Here is a 19,983-nt window from a genome sequence, read left to right on the forward strand (position 1 = left end):
CCGGAGCAGTCATCCGGGTCGTCACGCTCGGACGTCGTGACCCGAAGGATCGACGCGCGGAGCGGACCGCGGGGGCAGCTGGGGCTGATTCGCGACAGGCAACATGGGGGAACCCTTCATCGGAGACCGCCGTGGTGTTGCCGGCGATGAACCCGTGGGGACGGTGCCGCGAATGAACCCTTTGGGAGGGATCATGACCGAGAACCTGGACCATGAGAACGGCGACCGGAACGTCATCCGTCGCGTCCGCAAGAGCGCCGCGTGGTCGGCGTCCGTCATCGCGACGGCGATCGGCGCATCGTCCGTCGGCGAGCTCGACGGCAGGCGTCAGTCGAGCGTCTCGAGGTAGCGCAGCAGCACGCCCTCGCGGAGGGCCCAGGGACTCACCTCGAGCTCGTCGACGTCGAGCGCCTTCATCGTCGCGTGCAGAACGACCGCGCCGCCCACGACCTGGAACGTGCGCTCGGGGGTGATGCCCGGCAGCTGCTGCCGCGCGTCGGCGGGCATCGCCGCCATCCGCGGGATCCAGTCCTTGAGCGCCGCGCGCGTCAGGATGAGGCGCTCGCTCTCGCCCCATCCCGGGGCGGAGGTGCCCGCCAGGCGCGCCAGCGAGCGGATCGTCTTGGACGATCCCACGACGTGATCCGGTGCGGTGCGGCCGGACATCGCCTCGAGCACCGGCGCGAGCCGGGCGCGGACGTGCGCCCGCAAGTCGCCCATCTGCTGCTCGGTGGGCGGGTCGTCGGGGAGGAAGCCGACGGTCACCCGGCCGGCGCCCAGCGGCAGGGAGAGTGCCACGTCGGGCAGCTCGTCGGCGCCGGCAGCGACCTCGAGCGATCCTCCGCCGATGTCGAGCATGAGGATCTCGCCGGCCGACCATCCGAACCACCGCCGGATCGCGAGGAAGGTGAACCGCGCCTCGCCTGGTCCGTCGAGCACCTGCAGCGGCACGCCCGTGACGGCCTCGACGCGCGCGATGACCTCCGCGCCGTTCGTCGCCTCGCGCAGGGCCGACGTCGCGATCGTCAGGAACGCCGCGACGTGCTCGCGCTCGGCGACCCGCCGCGCGTCGTCGACGGCCGCCTCCAGCGCCCGCACGCCCTCCTCGCTCAGTGAGCCGTCGGGCTCCAGGAAGCGCATGAGACGCAGGATGCTGCGGTGCGAGGTGGTCGCGACCGGCATCGCGCCGGGGCTCGCTTCGGCGACCAGGAGGTTGACGGTGTTGGAACCGATGTCGAGGACTCCCAGGCGCACGCGTCGAGACTACTGGTCGGCCAGGGTGGCGCAGGGCGTGACCGCGGCCTTGACGAACGCCGCGGTCTGGTAAGCGTACTGGTAGATCCAGCCGATCGGGGAGATGGGGTCGTCGACGCCGACCACGGTGCTCTCGCCGGGGAAGCATCGCCCGAAGGTGTAGCGGGTGCGCGCCACGTGCGGGGTGAAGGTGATGACGGCGGCGGTCGAGAGCCCCTCCTCCCGGGCGTACTCGGTGAGCATCGCCGCCTCGCCCTTGGTCGTGAACGGCTCGGGATGCCGGCAGACGACCCCGTCCTGCGCGCACAGCTTCTTCGCGGCCCACTGCGGGCCCGCGGCGGGGATGGAGACGAGGATGCGGTCGGACACGCCGTCGGCGCGCAGCTGCTCGGCCATCTGCGCGCGGGCCTTCGTGATGGGGCCGATGATGAAGATCACGTCGGCCCGGTCGGGGCGCTGCTCGGCCGGGAAGGCGTACACGGGGAGGCCGGCCGCGACGACGGCCAGCACGGACAGGACGGCAGCGGTGATCACTGCCCACCACTCGCGCCTCGAACGCATCGGCCCGCCTTCCCCTGGTCTTCGAGCGGGCGCCGGCGGCCGTCGGGCCCGATGGTACCCCGCCGTGCTCGCGGCTCGCTGTGACGCGACGGCACGGAACCGCGGCATCCGCTCGGTTACGATGGCGCCATGCCAGCCGACGAGGCCGTCACGGCCGCCCCGCCCTCCGCGCTCTACCGTGCGCTCGACCGCGAGGACTGGGCCCGGCTGGCTCCGGAGATGGAGCAGCCCCTCACCGCCGCCGAGGTGGTGCAGCTGCGCGGGCTCGGAGACCGGCTCGACCTGCAGGAGGTGCAGGAGGTCTATCTGCCGCTGAGCCGGCTGCTCAGCCTGTATGCGCGCGCGACGAAGAGCCTCGGCGCGTCCACCAGCACCTTCCTGCACGAGCCCGACACGACGACGCCCTTCCTCATCGGCATCGCCGGGTCGGTGGCCGTGGGCAAGTCGACCATCGCGCGTCTGCTGCGCGAGCTGCTCAGCCGCTGGTCGGACACCCCGCGGGTTGAGCTGGTGACCACCGACGGCTTCCTCTACCCCAACGAGGAGCTGGAGCGCCGCGGACTCATGGCCCGCAAGGGGTTCCCGGAGTCGTACGACCGCCGCGCGCTGCTGGAGTTCCTCACCGACCTCAAGAGCGGCGCCCCTGTGGCCCGCGCCCCCTTCTACTCGCACCTGCGCTACGACATCGTGCCCGACGCCGTGGTCACCGTCCGCCGGCCCGATGTCGTCATCGTCGAGGGACTGAACGTGCTGGCGCCCCCGCCGAGCGCGAACGAGGTCTCCGTCAGCGAGCTGTTCGACTTCTCCATCTACGTGGATGCCGCACCCGACGACATCGCGCAGTGGTACGTGGACCGCTTCATGGCCCTGAAGAACGGCGCCTTCGCCAACCCGTCCTCCTACTTCAACGCCTTCGCCGAGATGAACGACGAGGAGGCGCACGAGACGGCCCTCGGCTACTGGTCGAGCATCAACCTGCCGAACCTCGTCGAGAACGTGCTGCCCACCCGCCACCGGGCGACGCTCATCCTCCAGAAGTCCGCCCAGCACACCGTCGACCGCGTGCTCCTGCGCAAGCTCTGAGGCGGCGCGACCCGCGGCATCCGTTTCGTTCAGGCTCCTCGCATACCCTCCCTCGTAGCATGGAGGTCATGTGCGGAATCGTCGGATACGTGGGTCCTCGTCCCAGTGAGCCCATCCTCGTGGCGGGACTCGCCCGGCTGGAATACCGCGGATACGACTCCGCCGGCGTCGCCGTCATCGACCACGACGGCGGCCTCGGCATGCGCAAGCGCGCGGGCAAGCTCAAGGTGCTGCGCGACGACCTCGCCGCCCACCCGCTGCCCGCGGGGACGACCGGCATCGGCCACACGCGGTGGGCCACGCACGGCGGCCCGACCGATGGCAACGCGCACCCGCACCTCGCCGACGACGACAAGCTGGCGCTGATCCACAACGGCATCATCGAGAACTTCGCCGAGATCAAGGCCGAGTTGCTCTCGGAGGGCTACACCTTCCGCAGCGAGACCGACACCGAGGCCGCGGCCATCCTGCTCGGCCGCGAGTACCACGCCGCCGGCGGCGACCTGCAGGCCGCGTTCCGCGCGGTCGTCGTGCGCCTCGAGGGCGCCTTCACCCTGCTCGCCATGCACCAGGACCACCCCGGCCTCGTCGTGGGCGCCCGCCGCAACTCACCGCTGGTGATCGGCCTCGGCGAGGGCGAGAACTTCCTCGGCTCCGACGTCGCGGCGTTCGTCGAGCACACGCGCAACGCGCTCGCCATCGGCCAGGACCAGATCGTCGCGATCACGCCCGAGGGCGTCACCGTCACCGACTTCGACGGCGACGACGTCGAGGTCGAGCCGTTCGAGGTGCTGTGGGATGCCGCAGCCGCCGACAAGGGCGGATGGTCGAGCTTCATGGCCAAGGAGATCAGCGAGGAGCCCGAGGCCGTCGCGAACACCATCCGCGGCCGCATCCACGAGGGCCAGGTCGAGATCCCCGAGCTGGACGGTCTCGACGACCTGTTCGCCGGCATCAACCGCGTCATCATCGTCGCCTGCGGCACCGCCGCGTATGCCGGCCAGGTCGGCAAGTACGCGATCGAGCAGTGGGCGCGCATCCCCGTCGACGTCGAGCTCGCACACGAGTTCCGCTACCGCGACCCCGTGATCGGCGACGACACGCTCGTCGTGTCGATCAGCCAGTCGGGCGAGACGATGGACACGCTCATGGCCGTCAAGTACGCCCACGAGCGCGGCGCGAAGACCCTCTCGATCTGCAACACCCAGGGCGCGACGATCCCGCGCGAATCCGACGCGATCGTCTACACGCACGCCGGCCCCGAGGTCGCCGTCGCCTCCACCAAGGCGTTCGTCGCGCAGATCACCGCGCTGTACCTCCTCGGCCTGCACGTCGGCCGGGTGCGCGGCACCCTCGGCGCCGTCGAGGCGGAACAGCACGTCCGCGAGCTCGAGTCGATCCCGGCGAAGATCCGCCGCATCATTGACGAGGAGCAGGGGCGCATCGAGCAGCTGGCGCACTGGATGGCCGACACCCGCTCGGTGCTCTTCCTCGGACGCCACGTCGGGTTCCCCATCGCGATGGAGGGGGCGCTCAAGCTCAAGGAGCTGGCCTACATCCACGCGGAGGGCTTCGCCGCCGGCGAGCTCAAGCACGGACCGATCGCGCTGATCGAGGCCGGCCAGCCCGTCTTCGTCATCGTTCCGTCGCCGCGCGAGTCCGCCGAGCTGCACAAGAAGGTCGTCTCGAACATCGAGGAGATCCGCGCCCGCGGCGCGCGCGTCATCGCGATCGCCGAGGAGGGCGACGCCGCGGTGCTGCCGCACGCCGACGAAGTGCTGCGCATCCCGCTCGCCGGACCCCTCTTCGAGCCGCTGCTGGCCGTCATCCCGCTGCACATCTACGCCATGGGGCTGTCGATGGCGAAGGGTCTCGACGTCGACCAGCCGCGCAACCTGGCGAAGTCCGTCACCGTCGAGTAGAGCGCGCCGTTCCGCGGCGCGGGCTGACCGCGAAACAGCACTCGGCCGGCGAGACGAAGGGTTTCGCCCTAGGTCTCGCCGACCGGGTGCAGTCTCGCGGTGGGCCCGCACCGGTGGCCGACGGTGCGGGATAAAGTGGCGGGTGCCCCGGGGAGGGGCCGGAGGGGAGCGGCGATGATCGTCGGCATCGGCGTGGACCTGGTCGACATCCCGCGGTTCGAGCGGTCCCTCGAGCGAACTCCGCGACTGCTGGAGCGCCTCTTCACGCCGGGCGAGCGCGTGCTCGCTCCGCGCTCGCTCGCCGCGCGCTACGCCGCGAAGGAGGCGCTCATCAAGGCGCTCGGCGGCTCGGACGGCGTGCACTGGACCGAGATCGAGATCACCCCCGAGCCGTCCGGTCGCCCCTGGTTCACCCTGACCGGCTCCACCGCCGAGGTCGTGGCCGCGCGCGGCATCACGTCGCTCCACCTGTCGATGTCGCACGACGCCGGGCTCGCGACCGCCTACGTCGTCGCGGAGTCGGAGCCGCAGTCGAAGGCGCAGCCGGGGACGACGGATGCCGCGGCCGCCGCTCCGCTCGACGCGCAGGTCGCCGCGTGAGCCGGCTGCCCACGGGCTCGATGCGCGAGGCCACGATCGACGTCGGTGCGATCACCGCGAACGTGCGGCACCTGCGCCGCCTGACGGAGTCCGAGGTCATCGCCGTCGTCAAGGCCGACGGCTACGGCCACGGCGCCGTGCGCTCGGCGGTGGCCGCCGTCGACGGCGGTGCGTCGCGCATCGGCGTCGCAGACGTCGAGGAGGCCCTGCTGCTGCGCAAGGGCGGCATCCGCGCGCCCATCGTGGCGTGGCTGCACGCCCCGGGTGCGTCCTTCGTCGAGGCGGCCGCGGGGCACATCGAGCTCGGCATCTCCTCGTTCGACCAGCTGCTGGCGGCGGCCGCCGCCGCATCCGCCGAGCGCCCCGTCGGCGTGCATCTCAAGCTCGAGACCGGCCTCGGCCGCAACGGCATCGCCCCCGAGGACTTCGCGCGGGTCTGCGCCGAGGCCGCACGGCTCGAGCGCATCGGCAAGCTCCGGGTGATCGGCGTCTTCAGCCACCTCTCCAACACGAGCCGCGAAGAGGACCGCGCGCAGCTGCGGGCGTTCCAGGACGGCCTCGGCGTCGCCGCGGCCGCCGGACTCGCGCCGCAGCTCCGGCACCTCGCGGCGACCCACGCCGCGATCGACCTCCCCGAGACGCGGCTCGGCTGCGTGCGGCTCGGCATCGGCATCTACGGGCTGTCGCCGATCGCCGGGCGCTCCTCGGCCGACCTCGGACTCCGCCCCGCCATGACGCTCCGCGCGGCGGTCGCCGCCGTCCGCCGCGTCGGCCCCGGGCACGGCGTCTCCTACGGCTTCGACCACCGCACCGCGCACGAGACGACGCTCGCGCTCGTGCCTCTCGGCTACGCCGACGGCGTGCCGCGGCAGGCGTCCGGAGCCGGACCCGTCTCGATCCGCGGTCAGCGCTTCCGCGTCGCGGGTCGCGTCGCCATGGATCAGATCGTCGTCGACGTCGGCGACCTCCCCGTCGCGGTCGGCGACGAGGCCGTGCTGTTCGGCGACCCGACCCTCGGGGTGCCGTCCGCGACCGACTGGGCGGATGCCGCGGCCACGATCAACTACGAGATCGTCACGCGCATCGGACCGCGCGTCACCCGTCGCCAGGTGTCGGCGTGAGCGGTCTCGATCCGGTCGCCGGCCGACGCGAGGTGTCGTCGCCGGGGGCGATGGAGACCTTCGGCGAGGAGATCGGACGGATGCTGCGCGGGGGCGACCTCGTCGTCCTGACCGGCCCGCTGGGCGCCGGAAAGACCACCCTCACCCGTGGGATCGCGGCCGGCGTCGGCGTGCGCGGGCCCGTGCAGAGCCCGACGTTCGTCATCGCCCGCACCCATCCCTCGCTCATCGGCGGACCGAGCCTCGTGCACGTCGATGCCTACCGGCTGGGCTCGCCCGCCGAACTCGACGACCTCGACATCGACGTGGAGCGCAGCGTCGTGGTTGTCGAGTGGGGTCGCGGCATGGTCGACGGCCTGCGCGACGAGTGGTGGGAGATCGAGCTCGAGCGTCCGGTCGGCGGCCGTGGTGCGGACACGATGTGCGGAGACATCTCCGCGCGCACGCTGGAGCTCGACGCCGACGCCCCGAGGATCGTGACGGTCAGCCGACGGCCGTGAGCCGCGGCATCCGCTCGTCCCTCGCCTCGGCCATCGCCTCGAGGACGGCCGTCGGGTCCTCGATGTGGGCGAAGTGGCCGGCGTCGTCCAGCCGGTGCTCGGCGAAATCGGGGATGTCGGCGGCGAAGGCGGCGGCGTCGGAGTCGGCGCTGAAGACGTCGTAGCTGCCGCGGACCGAGCGGACCGCACCCGTGATCCGGCTCCAAACCCGCGTGTCGTAGCGTGCGGCCAGCTTCGCCGCACGGACGAAGGAGTGCGGACGGATCTCGTCGGCGAGGGCGTCGGCGACGCTCGAGTGGACGAAGCGCGGGTTCGCGAAGAGCGGGGAGGCCAGCCGGCGCAGCAGCCCGGCGCGCCGCAGCGTGCGCAGGAGTCCGCGGCCGTCCGCGGGCAGCGCCGCGAGGAACCGCATGGCCAGCAGCATGCCGCCGAAGCCGGGGAGGCGGCGTCCGTCCCGCAGCGGGTGACGCACCGCGTCGGTCACGCTGCGACCGGTGGGGGAGACGAGCGCGACCGACAGCGTCGCGCCCGGTTCCCGCGCGGCGATGTCGAGGGCGACGAAGCCGCCGAGCGAGTGGCCGGCGACGTGCCAGGAGGTGTAGCCCAGCGCACGGATGGCGGTCACGACGGCCGCGGAGAGCTCGCCGATCCCGGCATCCTCCGGCAGCGGCCGGCTCTCGCCCCAGCCGGGAAGGTCGGGGACGACGAGGTCGACCACGGGGCGGGAGGACGCGTCGGATGCTGCGATCAGCGGCGTCCAGGTGGTCCAGGATCCCGCGGCTCCGTGGAGCAGCACGGTGGCCGGTGCGCCCGCCTTCCGTCCGGCGCGGACGACCACCGGACCGGTGGCCGTCTCGACCGTCACGCGGCGCAGGCCGATCGCGCGCTCGCTCAGCAGGAGCGCGGCGGAGCGGCGTGCCGGTCGGCGGGCGGACATGTGGCGGGTCACGTCACTTGTTCGTCGCGATCGGCCGCCTGGTTTGCCGGCGTCCCGCTGTTCCGCCCGCCGCCCTCCGCGCCGGGGGAGCGGGGCGGCGACCGCCGGCGTGTCCCGACTACCCTGAGAGGGTGTTCCTCGGCATCGACACCTCCCTCGGCACGGCCGTCGCGCTCGTCGACGCCGACGGGTTCGTCGTCGCCGAGGCGTCGAGCGACGACCCGCTGGGCCACGCCGAGGTGATCGGCGATCTGCTGGCCTCCGTCACCTCGGGTCGGCGCATCACGCACGTGGTCTCTGGCATGGGTCCCGGTCCTTTCACCGGCCTGCGCGTCGGGATCGCCGCCGCGCGCGCGTTCGCCCTGGGCCGCGGCATCCCCGTCGTCCCCGTGCCGAGCCACGACGCCGTCGCGCTGCAGGTGCTCCTGGCCGACGCCGTCGAGAGTCGCGAGACACCGCGGTTCGCGGTGGTGACCGACGCCCGGCGGCGGGAGTTCGCGTACTCCGTCTACGAGGGGCTCGACGACGACGGCCTTCCCGTCCGTGCGGGCGGTCCGCTCCTCTCGCCGCGCGACGAGACCGACGCGCGCCTCGCCGAGTCAGGAGCGTTCCGCGTCGACGCGGCGACGGTGCCCGCCGCGCTGCTCGCGACCGCGGCCGCCCGTGCTGTCGCCGCCGGTCGCACACTCGCCGGAGCGGAGCCGCTGTACCTGCGCTCGCCGGATGTGACCATGCCCCGCGGCCCGAAGCGGGTGACCGCATGAGCCTGCGCGAGGCGACCGTCGCCGACCTCGACGGGATCATGGCCATCGAGCGGGCGTCTTTCCTGGGTGACGCGTGGTCAGCGGCGGTCATGGAGGCCGACATCGCGTCCCCGCACACCTGGTACGTCGTGTGGGAGGAGGGTGCCGGCATCCGCGGCTACGCCGGCCTGCGCGCGCCCTCGGGCTCCGCGGACGCCGACGTGCAGACCATCGCGCTCGCCGCCGATGCCCGCGGCCGCGGACAGGGCCGGACGCTTTTGCGCGCCCTGCTCTCGGAGGCCACCCGGCGCGGCGCGCGCGAGGTGTTCCTCGACGTGCGCGACGACAACACCGCCGCGCAGTCGCTGTACGTCTCCGAGGGCTTCGTGCCGATCGGTCGCCGCCCGAACTACTACCCGGCCGACGGCGGGGTCGACGCGATCGTCATGAAGCTCGACCTGCGCGGGTGGGTCGCGCATCACGCGAAAACGGATGCCGCGGCCCCGGGTCAGGAGTGGTGCACGTGAGCGCGGCCGAGCCCCTGGTGCTGGGCATCGAGACGAGCTGCGACGAGACCGGCATCGGCATCGTCCGCGGCCGCACGCTGCTGTCGAACACCATCGCGAGCAGCATGGACGAGCACGCGCGCTTCGGCGGCGTGGTGCCCGAGGTCGCCGCGCGCGCCCACCTGGAGGCGCTGCAGCCCGCCGTCGACGCCGCGCTGGCCGAGGCGGGCGTCTCCCCCGCCGACCTCGACGCCGTGGCCGTCACGAGCGGGCCGGGACTCGCGGGTGCGCTGATGGTCGGCATCGGCGCCGCGAAGGCGCTCGCCGTCTCGCTCGACCGACCGCTGTACGCCGTCAACCACCTCGTCGGGCACATCGCCGCCGACCTGCTCGACGACGGCGCACCGCCGCTGGAGTATCCGACCGTCGCGCTGCTGGTCAGCGGAGGGCACACCTCGCTCCTGCTCGTCCGCGACCTGACCTCCGACGTCGAGCTGCTCGGCGAGACGGTCGACGACGCCGCCGGCGAGGCGTTCGACAAGGTCGCCCGGCTCCTCGGACTGCCGTACCCCGGCGGGCCGGAGATCGATCGCGCCGCCGACGGAGCCGCCGGGCCCGCGGGCGACCCCACCGCCATCCGCTTCCCGCGGGGCCTGTCCCGCGCGTCCGACATGGCCGCCCACCGGTACGACTTCTCGTTCTCGGGGCTCAAGACCGCGGTCGCGCGCTGGGTGGAGCAGCAGGACACCGACATCCCGATCGCCGACGTCGCGGCATCCTTCCGCGAAGCGGTCGTCGACGTCCTGATCACGAAGGCCCTCGACGCCTGCTCCCGCTTCGAGGTGCCGCGGCTGCTGCTGGGCGGCGGCGTCGTCGCGAACCGCAGGCTGCGCGACGTCGCCACCGAGCGCGCGGCGGCCGCGGGTGTGACCCTGCGGATCCCGCCGCTCACGCTCTGCACCGACAACGGCGCGATGATCGCCGGGCTCGCGGCAGAGCTCATCGCCTCCGGTCGCCGCCCGTCGACGCTCGCGTTCGGGGCCGACTCGACCCTTCCGGTGACCGAGATCCAGGTCGCGGAGCGGTCGTGACCGACGATCGGGATGCTGCGGCCGCCCCGTCGGGGTCCGATGAGCCTCGCGGCGAGACGCCTCCGATCTTCCGCGCTCCGCCTCCGCCGGTCGTCCCGCGGGCTCCTCTGACGGCGCCCGTCGTGGAGGCGCCGTCGCCCGATGTGGCGCCGGCCGGCGAGGACCTCGTGCTGCCCGGAGCGCATCGCGGCGGCTTCACGCGGCTGCCGACCGCCCCCGTCGGGATCGCGACGCCGGTCGTTCCCCTCGAGGACGTCGCTCCCCGCGTGGAGTGGGCGCCGCGGCCGCCGGTGTCACGCGGACTCTCGGCGTGGGCGCTCGCCTTCGCCGTCCCCGGCCTCGCCTTCTCATTGATCGTGGGCTGGGGGTTCCCGATCGGACTCGTCGCCGTCGTGGTGGGCGTGATCGCGCTGCGGCGTCCGGCAGAGAGCCGCGGCACCGCGATCTGGGCGATCTGCCTCGGCGCACTCTCCGTGCTCTACAGCGCGGGCTGGCTCATCTGGGCGGCCCAGCGCCTCGCCGTGCTCGGCTGACGCGCCGCGCCGAGTCAGACGCGGTCGGCCAGCAACGTGAGCCGCTTCGAGCCGATGCGCGTCACGATGAGCGTCGCCGAGGCGTCGCCGCGCAGCTTCAGCGACGTCCGCAGACGGGCGGGATCGATGTCCACCCCCCGCTTCTTGATCTCCAGCACGCCCACCCCGCGCTCGCGGAGAGCCCGTGACAGCGCCTTCACGTCGGACGGCAGCTCCTCGCGCACGCGGAACGTCGACACGAACGGGCTCGTCAGCGGGGTGTCGGAGGTCAGGTAGGCGATGCCGTCGGCGAGCATCCCGGCATCGAGGGCGCGCGCGACGTCGCCGATGAGGCGCGCCCGGATCACTGCACCGTCCGGCTCGTGCACGAACGCGCCGAGCGACCGCACCGGCTCGTCGTCGGCGTCGTCGGCGGCGGTCAGCTCGTGGGCGACGTCTCCGCGCATCATGAGCGCCGCCCGCCGCACGCCGGGCCTGGCGAGCGCCCCCGACCAGAGCACGAGCTCGATCGTGGCGCCGTCGGCGCTGACCCACTGCGCCTCGACGCCGTCGGGGATCGTGTCCCGGTCGAAGCCCGGCCCGAGCTTGATGCCGGTCGGTACGCGGGCCGCGAGGGAAAATGCCCAGTCCAGCGGCGGGGTGTGATCCTCCGCGCGCAGGCGGCTGGTCTCGGAGTGTCCGGCCGTGCGCCGCGCGGGATCGAGCCAGACGGCATCGACCGGGAGAGCGGATGCCGCACCCGGCGCGTGATCCTCGGCACGGCCGGCGCGCACCGACGCGTCCTCGCCGAACGGTGCGAGGTTGTAGGCCGCGATCGCGGCCGTGATCTCGTCGGCGTCCACGGCGGTGACGCGGAGCCCGAGACCGGCGAACCCCATCGCGTCGCCGCCGATCCCGCAGCCGAGGTCGGCGACGGACGGCATGCCGGCATCGCGGAACCGCGCCGCGTGGCGTGCCGCCACCGAGAGCCGCGTGGCCTGCTCGAGTCCGGCGCGGGTGAACAGCATCCGCGCGGCGAAGTCGCCGAACTTCGACTTCGCCTTCTCGCGCAGCCGCGCCTGGCCGACGACCGCCGAGACCAGTGCGGGGGAGTGGCCGTCCGCCCGCAGCCGCGAGACGGCGCGGGCGACGTCGGCCGTGGAGGCGATGGCGGGCTGGGCGTCCAGCAGCCGCAGGCCTTCGGGCGTGAGGAGGGCGCTGAGCTCTGCCGAATCCATCCGGCCAGCCTACGGCGCACCCCCGGAGCATCCCGCCCGGGGTCCGGGCTGACTGCAGGCCGTAACCCCTAAAGGGCCGGGGGGCGTCCCCGCAAACCCCCTGCCGCAGCTTCCCATTGTCCGGAGTCCTCCCCGATGCGATCTTCGGAGCCCCGCTCGTAGCGTGAGGCCAACATCACACACCGGGGTCTGTCCCCGAGATTGGGAAAGAAACCATGGCGGACAACACCAGCGTCGCTGGCTCCTACAACACCGGCGTGTGGGGCTCGGGCAACGAGGACAACACGACCAACAACGCGAACCTGAACCTCGGCATCGCGGACTCCTTCAACGCGGACAACTCGACGAACGACAGCGGCAACAGCGCCGTGGGCATCGCCGACTCCTACAACGAGGACAACTCGGTCAACGACAGCGGCAACACCACGACCGACATCACCGACTCGTGGAACACCGACTCCAACGACGTCGTCACCGACACCTCCGACTCGTTCAACGACAACTCGGACAACAGCGACAACTCGGACAACAGCGACAACTCGGACAACAGCGACAATTCCGACAACAGCGACAACTCGGACAACTCCGACAACAGCGACAACTCGGACAACTCCGACAACAGCGACAACTCGGACAACTCCGCGACCGACAACAGCGACAACTCCGTCAACGACTCCTACAACGACAACTCCGTCGACATCACGGAGGACTCGTACAACTCCTGGACCGACGACAACTCGGTCACGGTCGGCGTCCGCGACTACAACACGGGCCTCGGCAACCTCAGCATCGGGGGCGGCGCGGCAGGCACCGGCACCGGCGACGTCTGGGTCAACAACCAGAACACCATCATCGATCAGTCGGTCAACGGCGCCGGCGACGGCGGCTTCGCCGGCGGCGGGTCGGCGGTCGTGGCCTCGGGTGAGGACTCGATGGCGGCCGGCGACGGCATCAGCATCGTCAACACGATGGACTCGTCCGAGACCATCACGGCGACCGGCGGCAGCGTCAACATCGGCAATGAGACGACGATCACCACCGTCACCGACTCGTACAACGAGTACACCGAGACCAACGAGTGGACCGACAACTCCGTCGACACCACGGTCACCGACTCGTACAACGACAACTCGAGCGACTGGAGTGCGACGGACTCGTTCAACGACAGCTCCGCCGACTGGAGCGCGGCCGACTCGTTCAACGACAACTCGACCGACTACAGCGCGATGGACTCGTTCAACGACGAGAGCAGCCAGCTCTGGACGACGGACATCAACGCCGACGTCGACGTCATCATCGACAGCCAGAACGCCGCCGTCGTCGACGGCTCCGACTTCGCTGGCTGACACAGACCGCCCGGCCGCCGCCGCCTCGTGGCGGCCGGGCACCCATCCGCCCGCGCCGGACGGATGACCACACTTCCCCCACCCTCTCCCAGAAAGCGACGGCCATGGCCACCTTCGACGCCACAGACGACTCGTTCAACACCCGCGTGCGCGACTCGTTCAACACCACCAACACCACCAACAACGCCACCCTCGGCGCCGACCTGGACAACGTCGGCAACACCGACGACTCGACCAACAACAGCGGCAACTCCGCCTGGTCGATCGACGGCAGCGGCAACACCGACAACTCGACCAACGACAGCGGCAACGTCGACTGGTCGATCGACGGCAGCGGCAACACCGATTCGAACGACACCACCACCACCACGACCGGGTCGGGCAACGACAACAGCGACAACTCGGACAACTCCGACAACAGCGACAACTCGGACAATTCCGACAACAGCGACAACTCGGACAATTCCGACAACAGCGACAACTCGGACAACTCCGACAACAGCGACAACTCGGACAACTCCGACAACTCGGTCACGGACAACAGCGACAACTCCGTCAACGACTCGTACAACGACAACAGCCTCGGCGTCATCAGCGGCTCGTACAACAGCAGCATGGACGACCACTCGGTGACCGTCGGCGTCCGCGACTACAACACGGGCATGGGCGACCTCGACCTCGGCGGCGCCGGCGGCGGTGGCGGAGACGTCTGGGTCAACAACCAGAACACGATCGTCGACCAGTCGGTCAACGGCGCCGGCGACGGCGACTTCTCCGGCGGCGGCTCGGCGGTCGTGGCCTCGGGCGACGGTTCGATGGCGGCGGGCGAGGGCATCTCGATCACGCAGGTGCGCGACTCCTCCACCACGATCTCGGCCGACGGCGGCGACGTGAACCTCAACAACGACACGCGCATCACCACCATCGACGGCTCGTACAACACCTCGACGGTCGAGACCACGTGGACCGACAACTCCGTCGACACCAGCATCGCCGACTCGTACAACGACAACTCCGACAGCTACACCGCGGCGGACTCGTTCAACGACAGCTCGGAGAGCTACACGTCGACCGACTCGTTCAACGACAACTCGGACAGCTACAGCGCCGCCGACTCGTTCAACGACTTGTCGGTCACGCACGACGAGAGCAACTGGAACATCGACGCCGACGTGATCTGGGGCAGCGACGACTCCGTCATCGTGCAGGACGCGACGGTGGACGTCGACCCCGGCGACTGGGCAAGCTGAGGATCCGTATCCCGACCGGCACCGAATAGCGATCAGGACCTGACGGCCCTGGGTGGGAGACCGCCCGGGGTCGTCGGCCGTCGAACGAGAGGTCGACCATGACCCCCACCATCCGTACGACCGAGGATGCCGCGGCCGACGTGGTCGCAGCCCGTCCGGCCGCCGATCTGCTCGCGCTGGTGGAGCGCACGGCCGGCCTGTCGGACTCCGTCGGACGCTCGGACCTGGTCTCCCGGCTTTCCGAGACCCGTCAGCGGCTGATCGACCCCTATGTGCGGGTGATCATCGTCGGGCAGTTCAAGCAGGGCAAGAGCAAACTCGTCAACGCGCTGGTGAACGCACCCGCCTGCCCCGTGGACGACGACATCGCCACCAGCGTGCCGACTTCCGTCTCATACGGGGAAGAGCCGGAGGCGTTCGCCCTGATCCGCCGGGACGAGGGCACCGAGCCGTCGATCGAGCGGCGGCCGATCGCGCTGGACGACCTCGCCGAGTTCGTCTCCGAGAAGGGCCAGGGGGGCAAGGACCTCGAGGTCGTGGGTGCCGAGGTGAAGATCCCGCGCGCGCTGCTGAAGGGCGGACTCCGGCTCGTCGACTCCCCGGGCGTGGGCGGCGTCGAATCGACCCGCTCCGTCAGCACGCTCGCGGCCCTGTCGACCGCGCACGCCGTGCTGCTCGTCTCCGACGCCTCGCAGGAGTACACCGAGCCGGAGGTGCAGTTCCTGCGTCACGCGCTGCGCGTGTCTCCCAATGTGGCCGCCGTGCTGTCGAAGACCGACATCTACCCCGAGTGGCGTCAGATCGAGCAGATCGACCGGTCGCATCTCGGCGACGTCGGCCGCATCCCGATGTTCGCGGTCTCCAGCGACCTGCGGATGATGGCCGCCCAGGAGCAGGACCGCGAGCTCAACGAGGAGTCCGGCTTCCCGGCCCTCGTCGCCCACCTCCGTCGCGACGTGCTCGGGCGGGCGGAGGCCGTGCACCAGCGCGCCGCCGTGCACGACCTCGTCTCGGTGGTCGATCAGCTGGGCATGGCCGTGAAGACCGAGCTGCGTGCGCTGCAGCATCCGGAGGACACCCCGGTCATGATCGCCCGCCTGGAGGACGCCAAGGCCCGTGCGGACGAATTCCGCAGCCGTTCCTCGCGCTGGCAGGTCACGCTCTCCGACGGCATCGCCGACCTCATCTCCGACACCGAGCACGACCTGCGCGACCGGCTCCGCAAGGTGCAGCGCGAGGCCGAGCAGTCGATCGACGAGGGTGACCCGGGTCCGATCTGGGATCAGATCGCGGAGTGGCTCGACCTGCGCGTGTCCGCCGCGGTCTCGGAGACGTTCGTCTGGACCAACGAGCGCTCGCGCTGGCTGTCCGAGCGGGTCGCCGACGAATTCGTCAGCGGCGAGTCGGAGCTGCCCTTCATCGACGTCGGCGACACCGACGGCATCCTCGATCCCGTCGAGCACCTCCAGGGCATGGAGGAGGGACGCCTCGGCGCGGCCGAGAAGATCTACATCGGCGTCCGCGGCTCTTACGGCGGCGTGCTGATGGCCGGTCTCGCGACGAGCCTCGTCGGACTCAGCCTCATCAACCCGCTGTCGCTGCTCGTCGGCGTGCTGGTCGGCCGCCGGGCCTACCGGGAGGACATGTCCTCCCGGCTGTCGCGGCGCCAGGCCGAGGCGAAGATGCTCGTCCGCAGGCACATCGAGGACGTCGTGTTCCAGGTCGGCAAACAGCTCAAGGACCGGCTCCGTCTTGTGCAGCGCGTCTCGCGCGACCACTTCGGCGCCATCGCCGATCAGCTGCACCGGTCGCTCTCGGAGTCGGTGCTCGCGGCCAAGCAGGGGGCGACGGTCTACGCCAGTGACCGCGACGGCCGGATCGCCCAGCTGCAGACGCAGCTCGGGCGCATCGAGGCGCTCCGCCGGCAGATACCCGCACCCCTCGAGATGCAGCCCGTCCCCGGCGAGGCCGACGCACGCGCGGCGGCGGGGACGACGCGATGACCTGCGGTCGGCGCATGTGGGGGCTTCGCCGATGAGCCGCGGGGCGTCGGGCGAGGTCGGCCTGCTGGTCGACCTCGCCCGCGACGTCTACGCCGACGACGCGGCCGCGACCGATGTCCTCCAGGCGGCGCGCGCCCGCCTGCGCGAGCCGTTGCGCCTCGCCGTCGCCGGAATGGTCAAGGCCGGCAAGTCCACACTGCTCAACGCCCTCATCGGCGAGCAGATCGCCCCGACCGACGCGGGGGAGTGCACGCGCACCGTCACCTGGTACCGGTACGCCAAGACCGCACGCGTCACCGCCCACCTCGTGGGCGGCGGCGAGGTGCGCCTGCCGGTGCGACGGTCGGCGGGGGCCCTCGTGCTCGACCTCGACGGACGCACGGCCGACGACGTGTCGCGCATCGATGTGGAGTGGCCGTCGGAGAACCTCCGCGGCACCGTCCTCATCGACACCCCGGGCATCGCCTCGCTGTCCGAGCGCGTCTCCGCCCGGTCGACGCGCTTCCTGACGCCGTCGGATGCCCCGTCCGAGGCCGACGCGATCCTCTACCTGCTCCGGCACATCCACGCCTCGGACGTGTCGTTCCTCGAGGCGTTCCACGACACCGCCGCCGGCGCCGCGCAGACCGTCAACGCGGTCGCCCTGCTGTCCCGTGCCGACGAGATCGGCGCCGGCCGTATCGACTCGCTCCTGTCGGCCGCGCGGATCGCGGGGCGGTATCGCGCCGACGGCGAGCTCCGCTCCATCGCGCTGGAGTGCATCCCCGTCGCGGGCCTTCTCGCCGAGGCCGCGCGCACGCTGCGCGAGAACGAGTTCGCCGCGCTGCGGGAGCTCGCCGACCTCGACCGCGGCATCCGCGACCGCATGCTCATCTCCGTGGACCGCTTCACGCGCCCCACGACGGACTGCTCCCTCTCCCCGGCGCAGCGCCGCGCCCTGCTCGTCCGATTCGGGATCTTCGGCATCCGCCTCGCCACGGCCCTCATACGCGGCGGAGCCCGGACATCGTCGGACCTCTCGGAGCGCCTGGTGCAGCAGAGCGGCCTGGTCGACGTGCAGCGCTTCGTGGCCGAGCAGTTCCGTGCGCGTGCCGGCGCGCTGAAGGCGCGCACCACGCTCGACACGCTGGAGCGTCTCATCCGCGACCGGCCCCGCCCGGGGGCCGCCTCCGTGCACGCCGGCATCGAGCGCATCCGCTCCTCCAGCCACGATCTCCGCGAGCTCGACCTGCTGGCACTGCTGCGCACGGGCGGCCCCACGCTCCTGCCGGAGGACGCCGCCGAGGCCGAGCGGATCGTCGGGGGTGCGGGCACGGCATCGCTGTCGCGCCTCGGGCTGGGGGAGTCGGCGCGGCCGTCCGACATCGACGACCGGATCCGGACGCTCCTCGGCCACTGGCGCGCGCTCAGCGAGAGCCCTCTCAGCGACCGACGGACGGTCGAGACGTGCCACGTCGTCCTCCGCAGCCTGGAGGGGGTCGCTGCTCAGCGGGCGTTCGACGGGACGAGCCGGTCCGACGATGAGGGACCGGTCACCCGGGAGTCAGATGCCGGCGCCGGCGGAGGGCGCGACCGGGCCCCGGCGGATGTCGTGCTTGCGGGCCGTCCAGGCCAGAGCGGGCGGTAGCGCGCTCACGAGCAGTCCGAGCGTGGCCAGCGCGAGCTGGACGAGCATGATCTGCTCCAGGGGCGCACCGCGCTCGCCGAACGCGACGATCTCCCGCGCCAGCAGGAAGACGCCGCCCGAGAACATGAGGGAGCCGAATTGCCACCACCGCACGTTCGGCCGGCGCGCGGCGAACGACACCTGCAGCATGATCTGCAGCAGGATCACCACGACGGCCGGAGTGAAGACGGTCCAGAACAGGATGTCGGCGGCCGTCGTGTACGTCGCCTCCTGGCGCGTGCCGTCGACGGCGCGCACGAGGTCCGCGATGGCGGGCAGCTGCGCCTGCCGGATGACGAACATGTAGATGACGCCGGCGGCGCCGGCGGCGAGGCTCGCGATCCAGAGGATGCGGCTGAGGGCGACCAGGAACGGCGGCCGCACCTTCACCAGGACAGGCGGCGCCTCCTTGTCGGCCAGCGACGGACGCTGCGGCATCCCCGCCGCACCCGTCGCGTCCGCACCGGAAGACGCGCGAAGGTGCTCGAGTGAGGTGCCGGTGTCGGAGGTCACGCTCTCCTGGACCGGTGCGGCCGCAGCATCCGCCGCCGGGATCTCGGGGGTCGGCGTCTGCGCGCCGGATCTCCTCGGCTTGAGGGGCGACCGCACGCTCAGTACTCCTCGCCCGCCGCGGCGGTGTCGGGGAGCATCGCGTCATCGGAGGCGTAGTCGTCGGACTCGGTGCTGACGTCGGCCTCCGTGTACTGGGCGGCGGCGTCGGCGTACGGGTCCTCGACGGGAGCGGCCTCGGCGAACTCCTCGGCCGGTGCGGCCTCCTCGGCGGGGGCCTCCTCGGCGGGGGAGTCATCGAGCGGCGTCTCCTCGACGATCATCGCGGCGTCCGCGTCGGCCGCGACGACGGTGGTGGATTCGTCGGTGAAGGACCCGTCGACATCCACGGTCGTGGAGCCGTCGTTGAAGGAGTCGTCCGTGTCGACGGTGGTGGACTCGTCGTTGTTCGAGCCCTCGGTGTCGACGGTGGTCGATCCGTCGTTGTAGGAGCCGTCCGTGTCGATCGTGGTGGAGCCGTCGGTCGTCGTGTCCGTGTCGGTGTCCTCGTCGAACGAGTCGTCGATGATGGTGACGTCGGTGTCGTTGCCCATGTTGACGTCGTCTCCGGCGTTGATGGTCGTCGACTCGTCCTTCGTCTGGTCGATGTCGACCGAGCCGCCGGCGGCGATCGTGTCGTCGCCCGAGGCGACGACCGCGTCGTTGTCGAAGTTCTGCGTGACGTCGCCCTCGGCCCAGATGTTCTGGTTCACCGACTGGTCGACGATCGTGTCGCGGTCATCGACCGTCTGGAAGTGGTTGGTGATGTTCTTGATCTCGCGGACGACCGCGTTGGGCTCCTGGCCGGGCCCGCGTCCGCCGCCTCCGCCGCCGTTCCCGCCCGAGCCGCCGCCGTCCACGTGGACCACCTTCGTCACGCCGACCGGGACCTGCACGACGCTGGTGCGCTCGATGATGACGGGCGCGACGCTCTGCACGTCGTGGGCGGAGACGTTGTTCAGACCGCACCGCGACAGCGCGGCCTGCGGGTCGTCCTCGAACTCCGCGGCCGCCACCGGATCTTTCAGCAGGCTCAGGATGAATTCGATCAGGGCGTCGGCGACTGTAGCGAGCGTCATGCTCATGCTCGGCTCCTCTTCG

20 protein-coding genes are annotated in these 19,983 nt (G+C 71.5%); 14 read left to right on the plus strand and 6 right to left on the minus strand.

Annotated elements, in window-relative coordinates; genetic code table 11:
- The first annotated feature begins 193 nt into the window (after positions 1 to 193).
- Positions 194 to 349: a hypothetical protein gene (locus ABC304_RS03100; RefSeq protein ID WP_412928882.1), complete on the plus strand. Its 156-nt coding sequence runs from the start codon at positions 194 to 196 to the stop codon at positions 347 to 349.
- Here ABC304_RS03100 and ABC304_RS03105 read toward each other — a convergent pair.
- Both ABC304_RS03105 and ABC304_RS03110 read right to left on the minus strand, forming a co-directional pair.
- The gene (locus ABC304_RS03105; protein WP_412928883.1) at positions 328 to 1,254 is read right to left on the minus strand and encodes a Ppx/GppA phosphatase family protein; all 927 of its coding nucleotides are present in this window, start codon (positions 1,252 to 1,254) and stop codon (positions 328 to 330) included. The two genes, ABC304_RS03100 and ABC304_RS03105, sit on opposite strands and share 22 nt — an antisense overlap.
- A 9-nt stretch (positions 1,255 to 1,263) precedes the next feature.
- Complete coding sequence (locus tag ABC304_RS03110; protein WP_412928884.1) at positions 1,264 to 1,815, minus strand: YdcF family protein; 552 nt, start codon at positions 1,813 to 1,815, stop codon at positions 1,264 to 1,266.
- Between the two features lie 129 nt (positions 1,816 to 1,944).
- Here ABC304_RS03110 and coaA point away from each other — a divergent pair, with 129 nt between their 5' ends.
- From coaA to tsaE, 5 genes are all read left to right on the plus strand, one after another.
- Positions 1,945 to 2,898, plus strand: coding sequence for a type I pantothenate kinase (gene coaA / locus ABC304_RS03115; RefSeq protein WP_412928885.1), 954 nt, complete (start codon positions 1,945 to 1,947; stop codon positions 2,896 to 2,898).
- Between the two features lie 68 nt (positions 2,899 to 2,966).
- Positions 2,967 to 4,820, plus strand: a complete 1,854-nt coding sequence (gene glmS / locus ABC304_RS03120; RefSeq protein WP_412928887.1) for a glutamine--fructose-6-phosphate transaminase (isomerizing) — start codon at positions 2,967 to 2,969, stop codon at positions 4,818 to 4,820.
- A 174-nt stretch (positions 4,821 to 4,994) separates the two neighbouring features.
- On the plus strand, positions 4,995 to 5,420 hold the full coding sequence (locus tag ABC304_RS03125) for a holo-ACP synthase (protein ID WP_412928889.1): 426 nt from the start codon (positions 4,995 to 4,997) through the stop codon (positions 5,418 to 5,420).
- Complete coding sequence (gene alr / locus ABC304_RS03130; RefSeq protein WP_412928890.1) at positions 5,417 to 6,541, plus strand: alanine racemase; 1,125 nt, start codon at positions 5,417 to 5,419, stop codon at positions 6,539 to 6,541. The genes ABC304_RS03125 and alr overlap by 4 nt, the downstream gene beginning before the upstream one ends.
- Positions 6,538 to 7,041, plus strand: coding sequence for a tRNA (adenosine(37)-N6)-threonylcarbamoyltransferase complex ATPase subunit type 1 TsaE (gene tsaE / locus ABC304_RS03135; RefSeq protein WP_412928891.1), 504 nt, complete (start codon positions 6,538 to 6,540; stop codon positions 7,039 to 7,041). Before alr ends, tsaE begins: the two co-directional genes overlap by 4 nt.
- Here tsaE and ABC304_RS03140 read toward each other — a convergent pair.
- Positions 7,025 to 7,990: an alpha/beta fold hydrolase gene (locus ABC304_RS03140; protein ID WP_412928893.1), complete on the minus strand. Its 966-nt coding sequence runs from the start codon at positions 7,988 to 7,990 to the stop codon at positions 7,025 to 7,027. The two genes, tsaE and ABC304_RS03140, sit on opposite strands and share 17 nt — an antisense overlap.
- 119 nt (positions 7,991 to 8,109) lie before the next feature.
- On the opposite strand from ABC304_RS03140, the gene tsaB reads away from it, so the two are divergent.
- From tsaB to ABC304_RS03160, 4 genes are read left to right on the plus strand one after another with little or no spacing between them, the layout of a single operon-like run.
- Entirely contained in the window at positions 8,110 to 8,742 is a 633-nt protein-coding gene (gene tsaB / locus ABC304_RS03145) for a tRNA (adenosine(37)-N6)-threonylcarbamoyltransferase complex dimerization subunit type 1 TsaB (RefSeq protein ID WP_412928894.1), read from the plus strand.
- On the plus strand, positions 8,739 to 9,248 hold the full coding sequence (rimI, locus tag ABC304_RS03150; RefSeq protein ID WP_412928895.1) for a ribosomal protein S18-alanine N-acetyltransferase: 510 nt from the start codon (positions 8,739 to 8,741) through the stop codon (positions 9,246 to 9,248). Before tsaB ends, rimI begins: the two co-directional genes overlap by 4 nt.
- Positions 9,245 to 10,318 carry a tRNA (adenosine(37)-N6)-threonylcarbamoyltransferase complex transferase subunit TsaD gene (gene tsaD / locus ABC304_RS03155; protein WP_412928896.1) on the plus strand — a complete coding sequence of 358 codons (1,074 nt, stop codon included), beginning with the start codon at positions 9,245 to 9,247 and terminating at the stop codon, positions 10,316 to 10,318. Before rimI ends, tsaD begins: the two co-directional genes overlap by 4 nt.
- Positions 10,315 to 10,851 carry a hypothetical protein gene (locus ABC304_RS03160; RefSeq protein WP_412928897.1) on the plus strand — a complete coding sequence of 179 codons (537 nt, stop codon included), beginning with the start codon at positions 10,315 to 10,317 and terminating at the stop codon, positions 10,849 to 10,851. The genes tsaD and ABC304_RS03160 overlap by 4 nt, the downstream gene beginning before the upstream one ends.
- A gap of 14 nt (positions 10,852 to 10,865) precedes the next feature.
- Here ABC304_RS03160 and ABC304_RS03165 read toward each other — a convergent pair whose 3' ends face one another.
- Positions 10,866 to 12,068 (minus strand): THUMP-like domain-containing protein, encoded by a 1,203-nt coding sequence (locus ABC304_RS03165; RefSeq protein WP_412928899.1) that lies wholly within the window; start codon positions 12,066 to 12,068, stop codon positions 10,866 to 10,868.
- A 215-nt stretch (positions 12,069 to 12,283) separates the two neighbouring features.
- On the opposite strand from ABC304_RS03165, the gene ABC304_RS03170 reads away from it, so the two are divergent.
- The 4 genes from ABC304_RS03170 (at position 12,284) to ABC304_RS03185 (ending at position 18,294) form a co-directional block, all read left to right on the plus strand.
- On the plus strand, positions 12,284 to 13,414 hold the full coding sequence (locus tag ABC304_RS03170; RefSeq protein ID WP_412928901.1) for a hypothetical protein: 1,131 nt from the start codon (positions 12,284 to 12,286) through the stop codon (positions 13,412 to 13,414).
- Between the two features lie 104 nt (positions 13,415 to 13,518).
- A complete protein-coding gene (locus ABC304_RS03175) occupies positions 13,519 to 14,664 on the plus strand; it encodes a hypothetical protein (protein ID WP_412928902.1) in 1,146 nt (381 codons plus the stop codon).
- A gap of 98 nt (positions 14,665 to 14,762) precedes the next feature.
- A complete protein-coding gene (locus ABC304_RS03180) occupies positions 14,763 to 16,667 on the plus strand; it encodes a dynamin family protein (RefSeq protein WP_412928904.1) in 1,905 nt (634 codons plus the stop codon).
- Positions 16,668 to 16,698: 31 nt separating this feature from the next.
- Positions 16,699 to 18,294, plus strand: a complete 1,596-nt coding sequence (locus ABC304_RS03185; protein ID WP_412928905.1) for a dynamin family protein — start codon at positions 16,699 to 16,701, stop codon at positions 18,292 to 18,294.
- Here the strand turns inward: ABC304_RS03185 and ABC304_RS03190 are convergent.
- Both ABC304_RS03190 and ABC304_RS03195 read right to left on the minus strand, forming a co-directional pair.
- A complete protein-coding gene (locus tag ABC304_RS03190) occupies positions 18,211 to 18,942 on the minus strand; it encodes a hypothetical protein (RefSeq protein ID WP_412928906.1) in 732 nt (243 codons plus the stop codon). The genes ABC304_RS03185 and ABC304_RS03190 overlap by 84 nt on opposite strands.
- Before the next feature lie 2 nt (positions 18,943 to 18,944).
- The gene (locus ABC304_RS03195) at positions 18,945 to 19,967 is read right to left on the minus strand and encodes an IniB N-terminal domain-containing protein (protein ID WP_412928907.1); all 1,023 of its coding nucleotides are present in this window, start codon (positions 19,965 to 19,967) and stop codon (positions 18,945 to 18,947) included.
- Between the last annotated feature and the right edge of the window lie 16 nt (positions 19,968 to 19,983).

Origin of the sequence: Microbacterium jepli (assembly GCF_047237905.1) — a bacterium.
Lineage (GTDB): Bacteria > Actinomycetota > Actinomycetes > Actinomycetales > Microbacteriaceae > Microbacterium.

What these genes read in the sequence shown, in the direction of transcription:
- ABC304_RS03195 (WP_412928907.1), bottom strand. Translation starts at nt 19,967, where the DNA reads ATGAGCATGACGCTCGCTACAGTCGCCGACGCCCTGATCGAATTCATC.
- ABC304_RS03180 (WP_412928904.1), top strand. Translation starts at nt 14,763, where the DNA reads ATGACCCCCACCATCCGTACGACCGAGGATGCCGCGGCCGACGTGGTC.
- coaA (WP_412928885.1), top strand. Translation starts at nt 1,945, where the DNA reads ATGCCAGCCGACGAGGCCGTCACGGCCGCCCCGCCCTCCGCGCTCTAC.
- ABC304_RS03185 (WP_412928905.1), top strand. Translation starts at nt 16,699, where the DNA reads ATGAGCCGCGGGGCGTCGGGCGAGGTCGGCCTGCTGGTCGACCTCGCC.
- ABC304_RS03100 (WP_412928882.1), top strand. Translation starts at nt 194, where the DNA reads ATGACCGAGAACCTGGACCATGAGAACGGCGACCGGAACGTCATCCGT.
- ABC304_RS03165 (WP_412928899.1), bottom strand. Translation starts at nt 12,068, where the DNA reads ATGGATTCGGCAGAGCTCAGCGCCCTCCTCACGCCCGAAGGCCTGCGG.
- ABC304_RS03110 (WP_412928884.1), bottom strand. Translation starts at nt 1,815, where the DNA reads ATGCGTTCGAGGCGCGAGTGGTGGGCAGTGATCACCGCTGCCGTCCTG.
- ABC304_RS03175 (WP_412928902.1), top strand. Translation starts at nt 13,519, where the DNA reads ATGGCCACCTTCGACGCCACAGACGACTCGTTCAACACCCGCGTGCGC.
- ABC304_RS03125 (WP_412928889.1), top strand. Translation starts at nt 4,995, where the DNA reads ATGATCGTCGGCATCGGCGTGGACCTGGTCGACATCCCGCGGTTCGAG.
- ABC304_RS03170 (WP_412928901.1), top strand. Translation starts at nt 12,284, where the DNA reads ATGGCGGACAACACCAGCGTCGCTGGCTCCTACAACACCGGCGTGTGG.
- rimI (WP_412928895.1), top strand. Translation starts at nt 8,739, where the DNA reads ATGAGCCTGCGCGAGGCGACCGTCGCCGACCTCGACGGGATCATGGCC.
- glmS (WP_412928887.1), top strand. Translation starts at nt 2,967, where the DNA reads ATGTGCGGAATCGTCGGATACGTGGGTCCTCGTCCCAGTGAGCCCATC.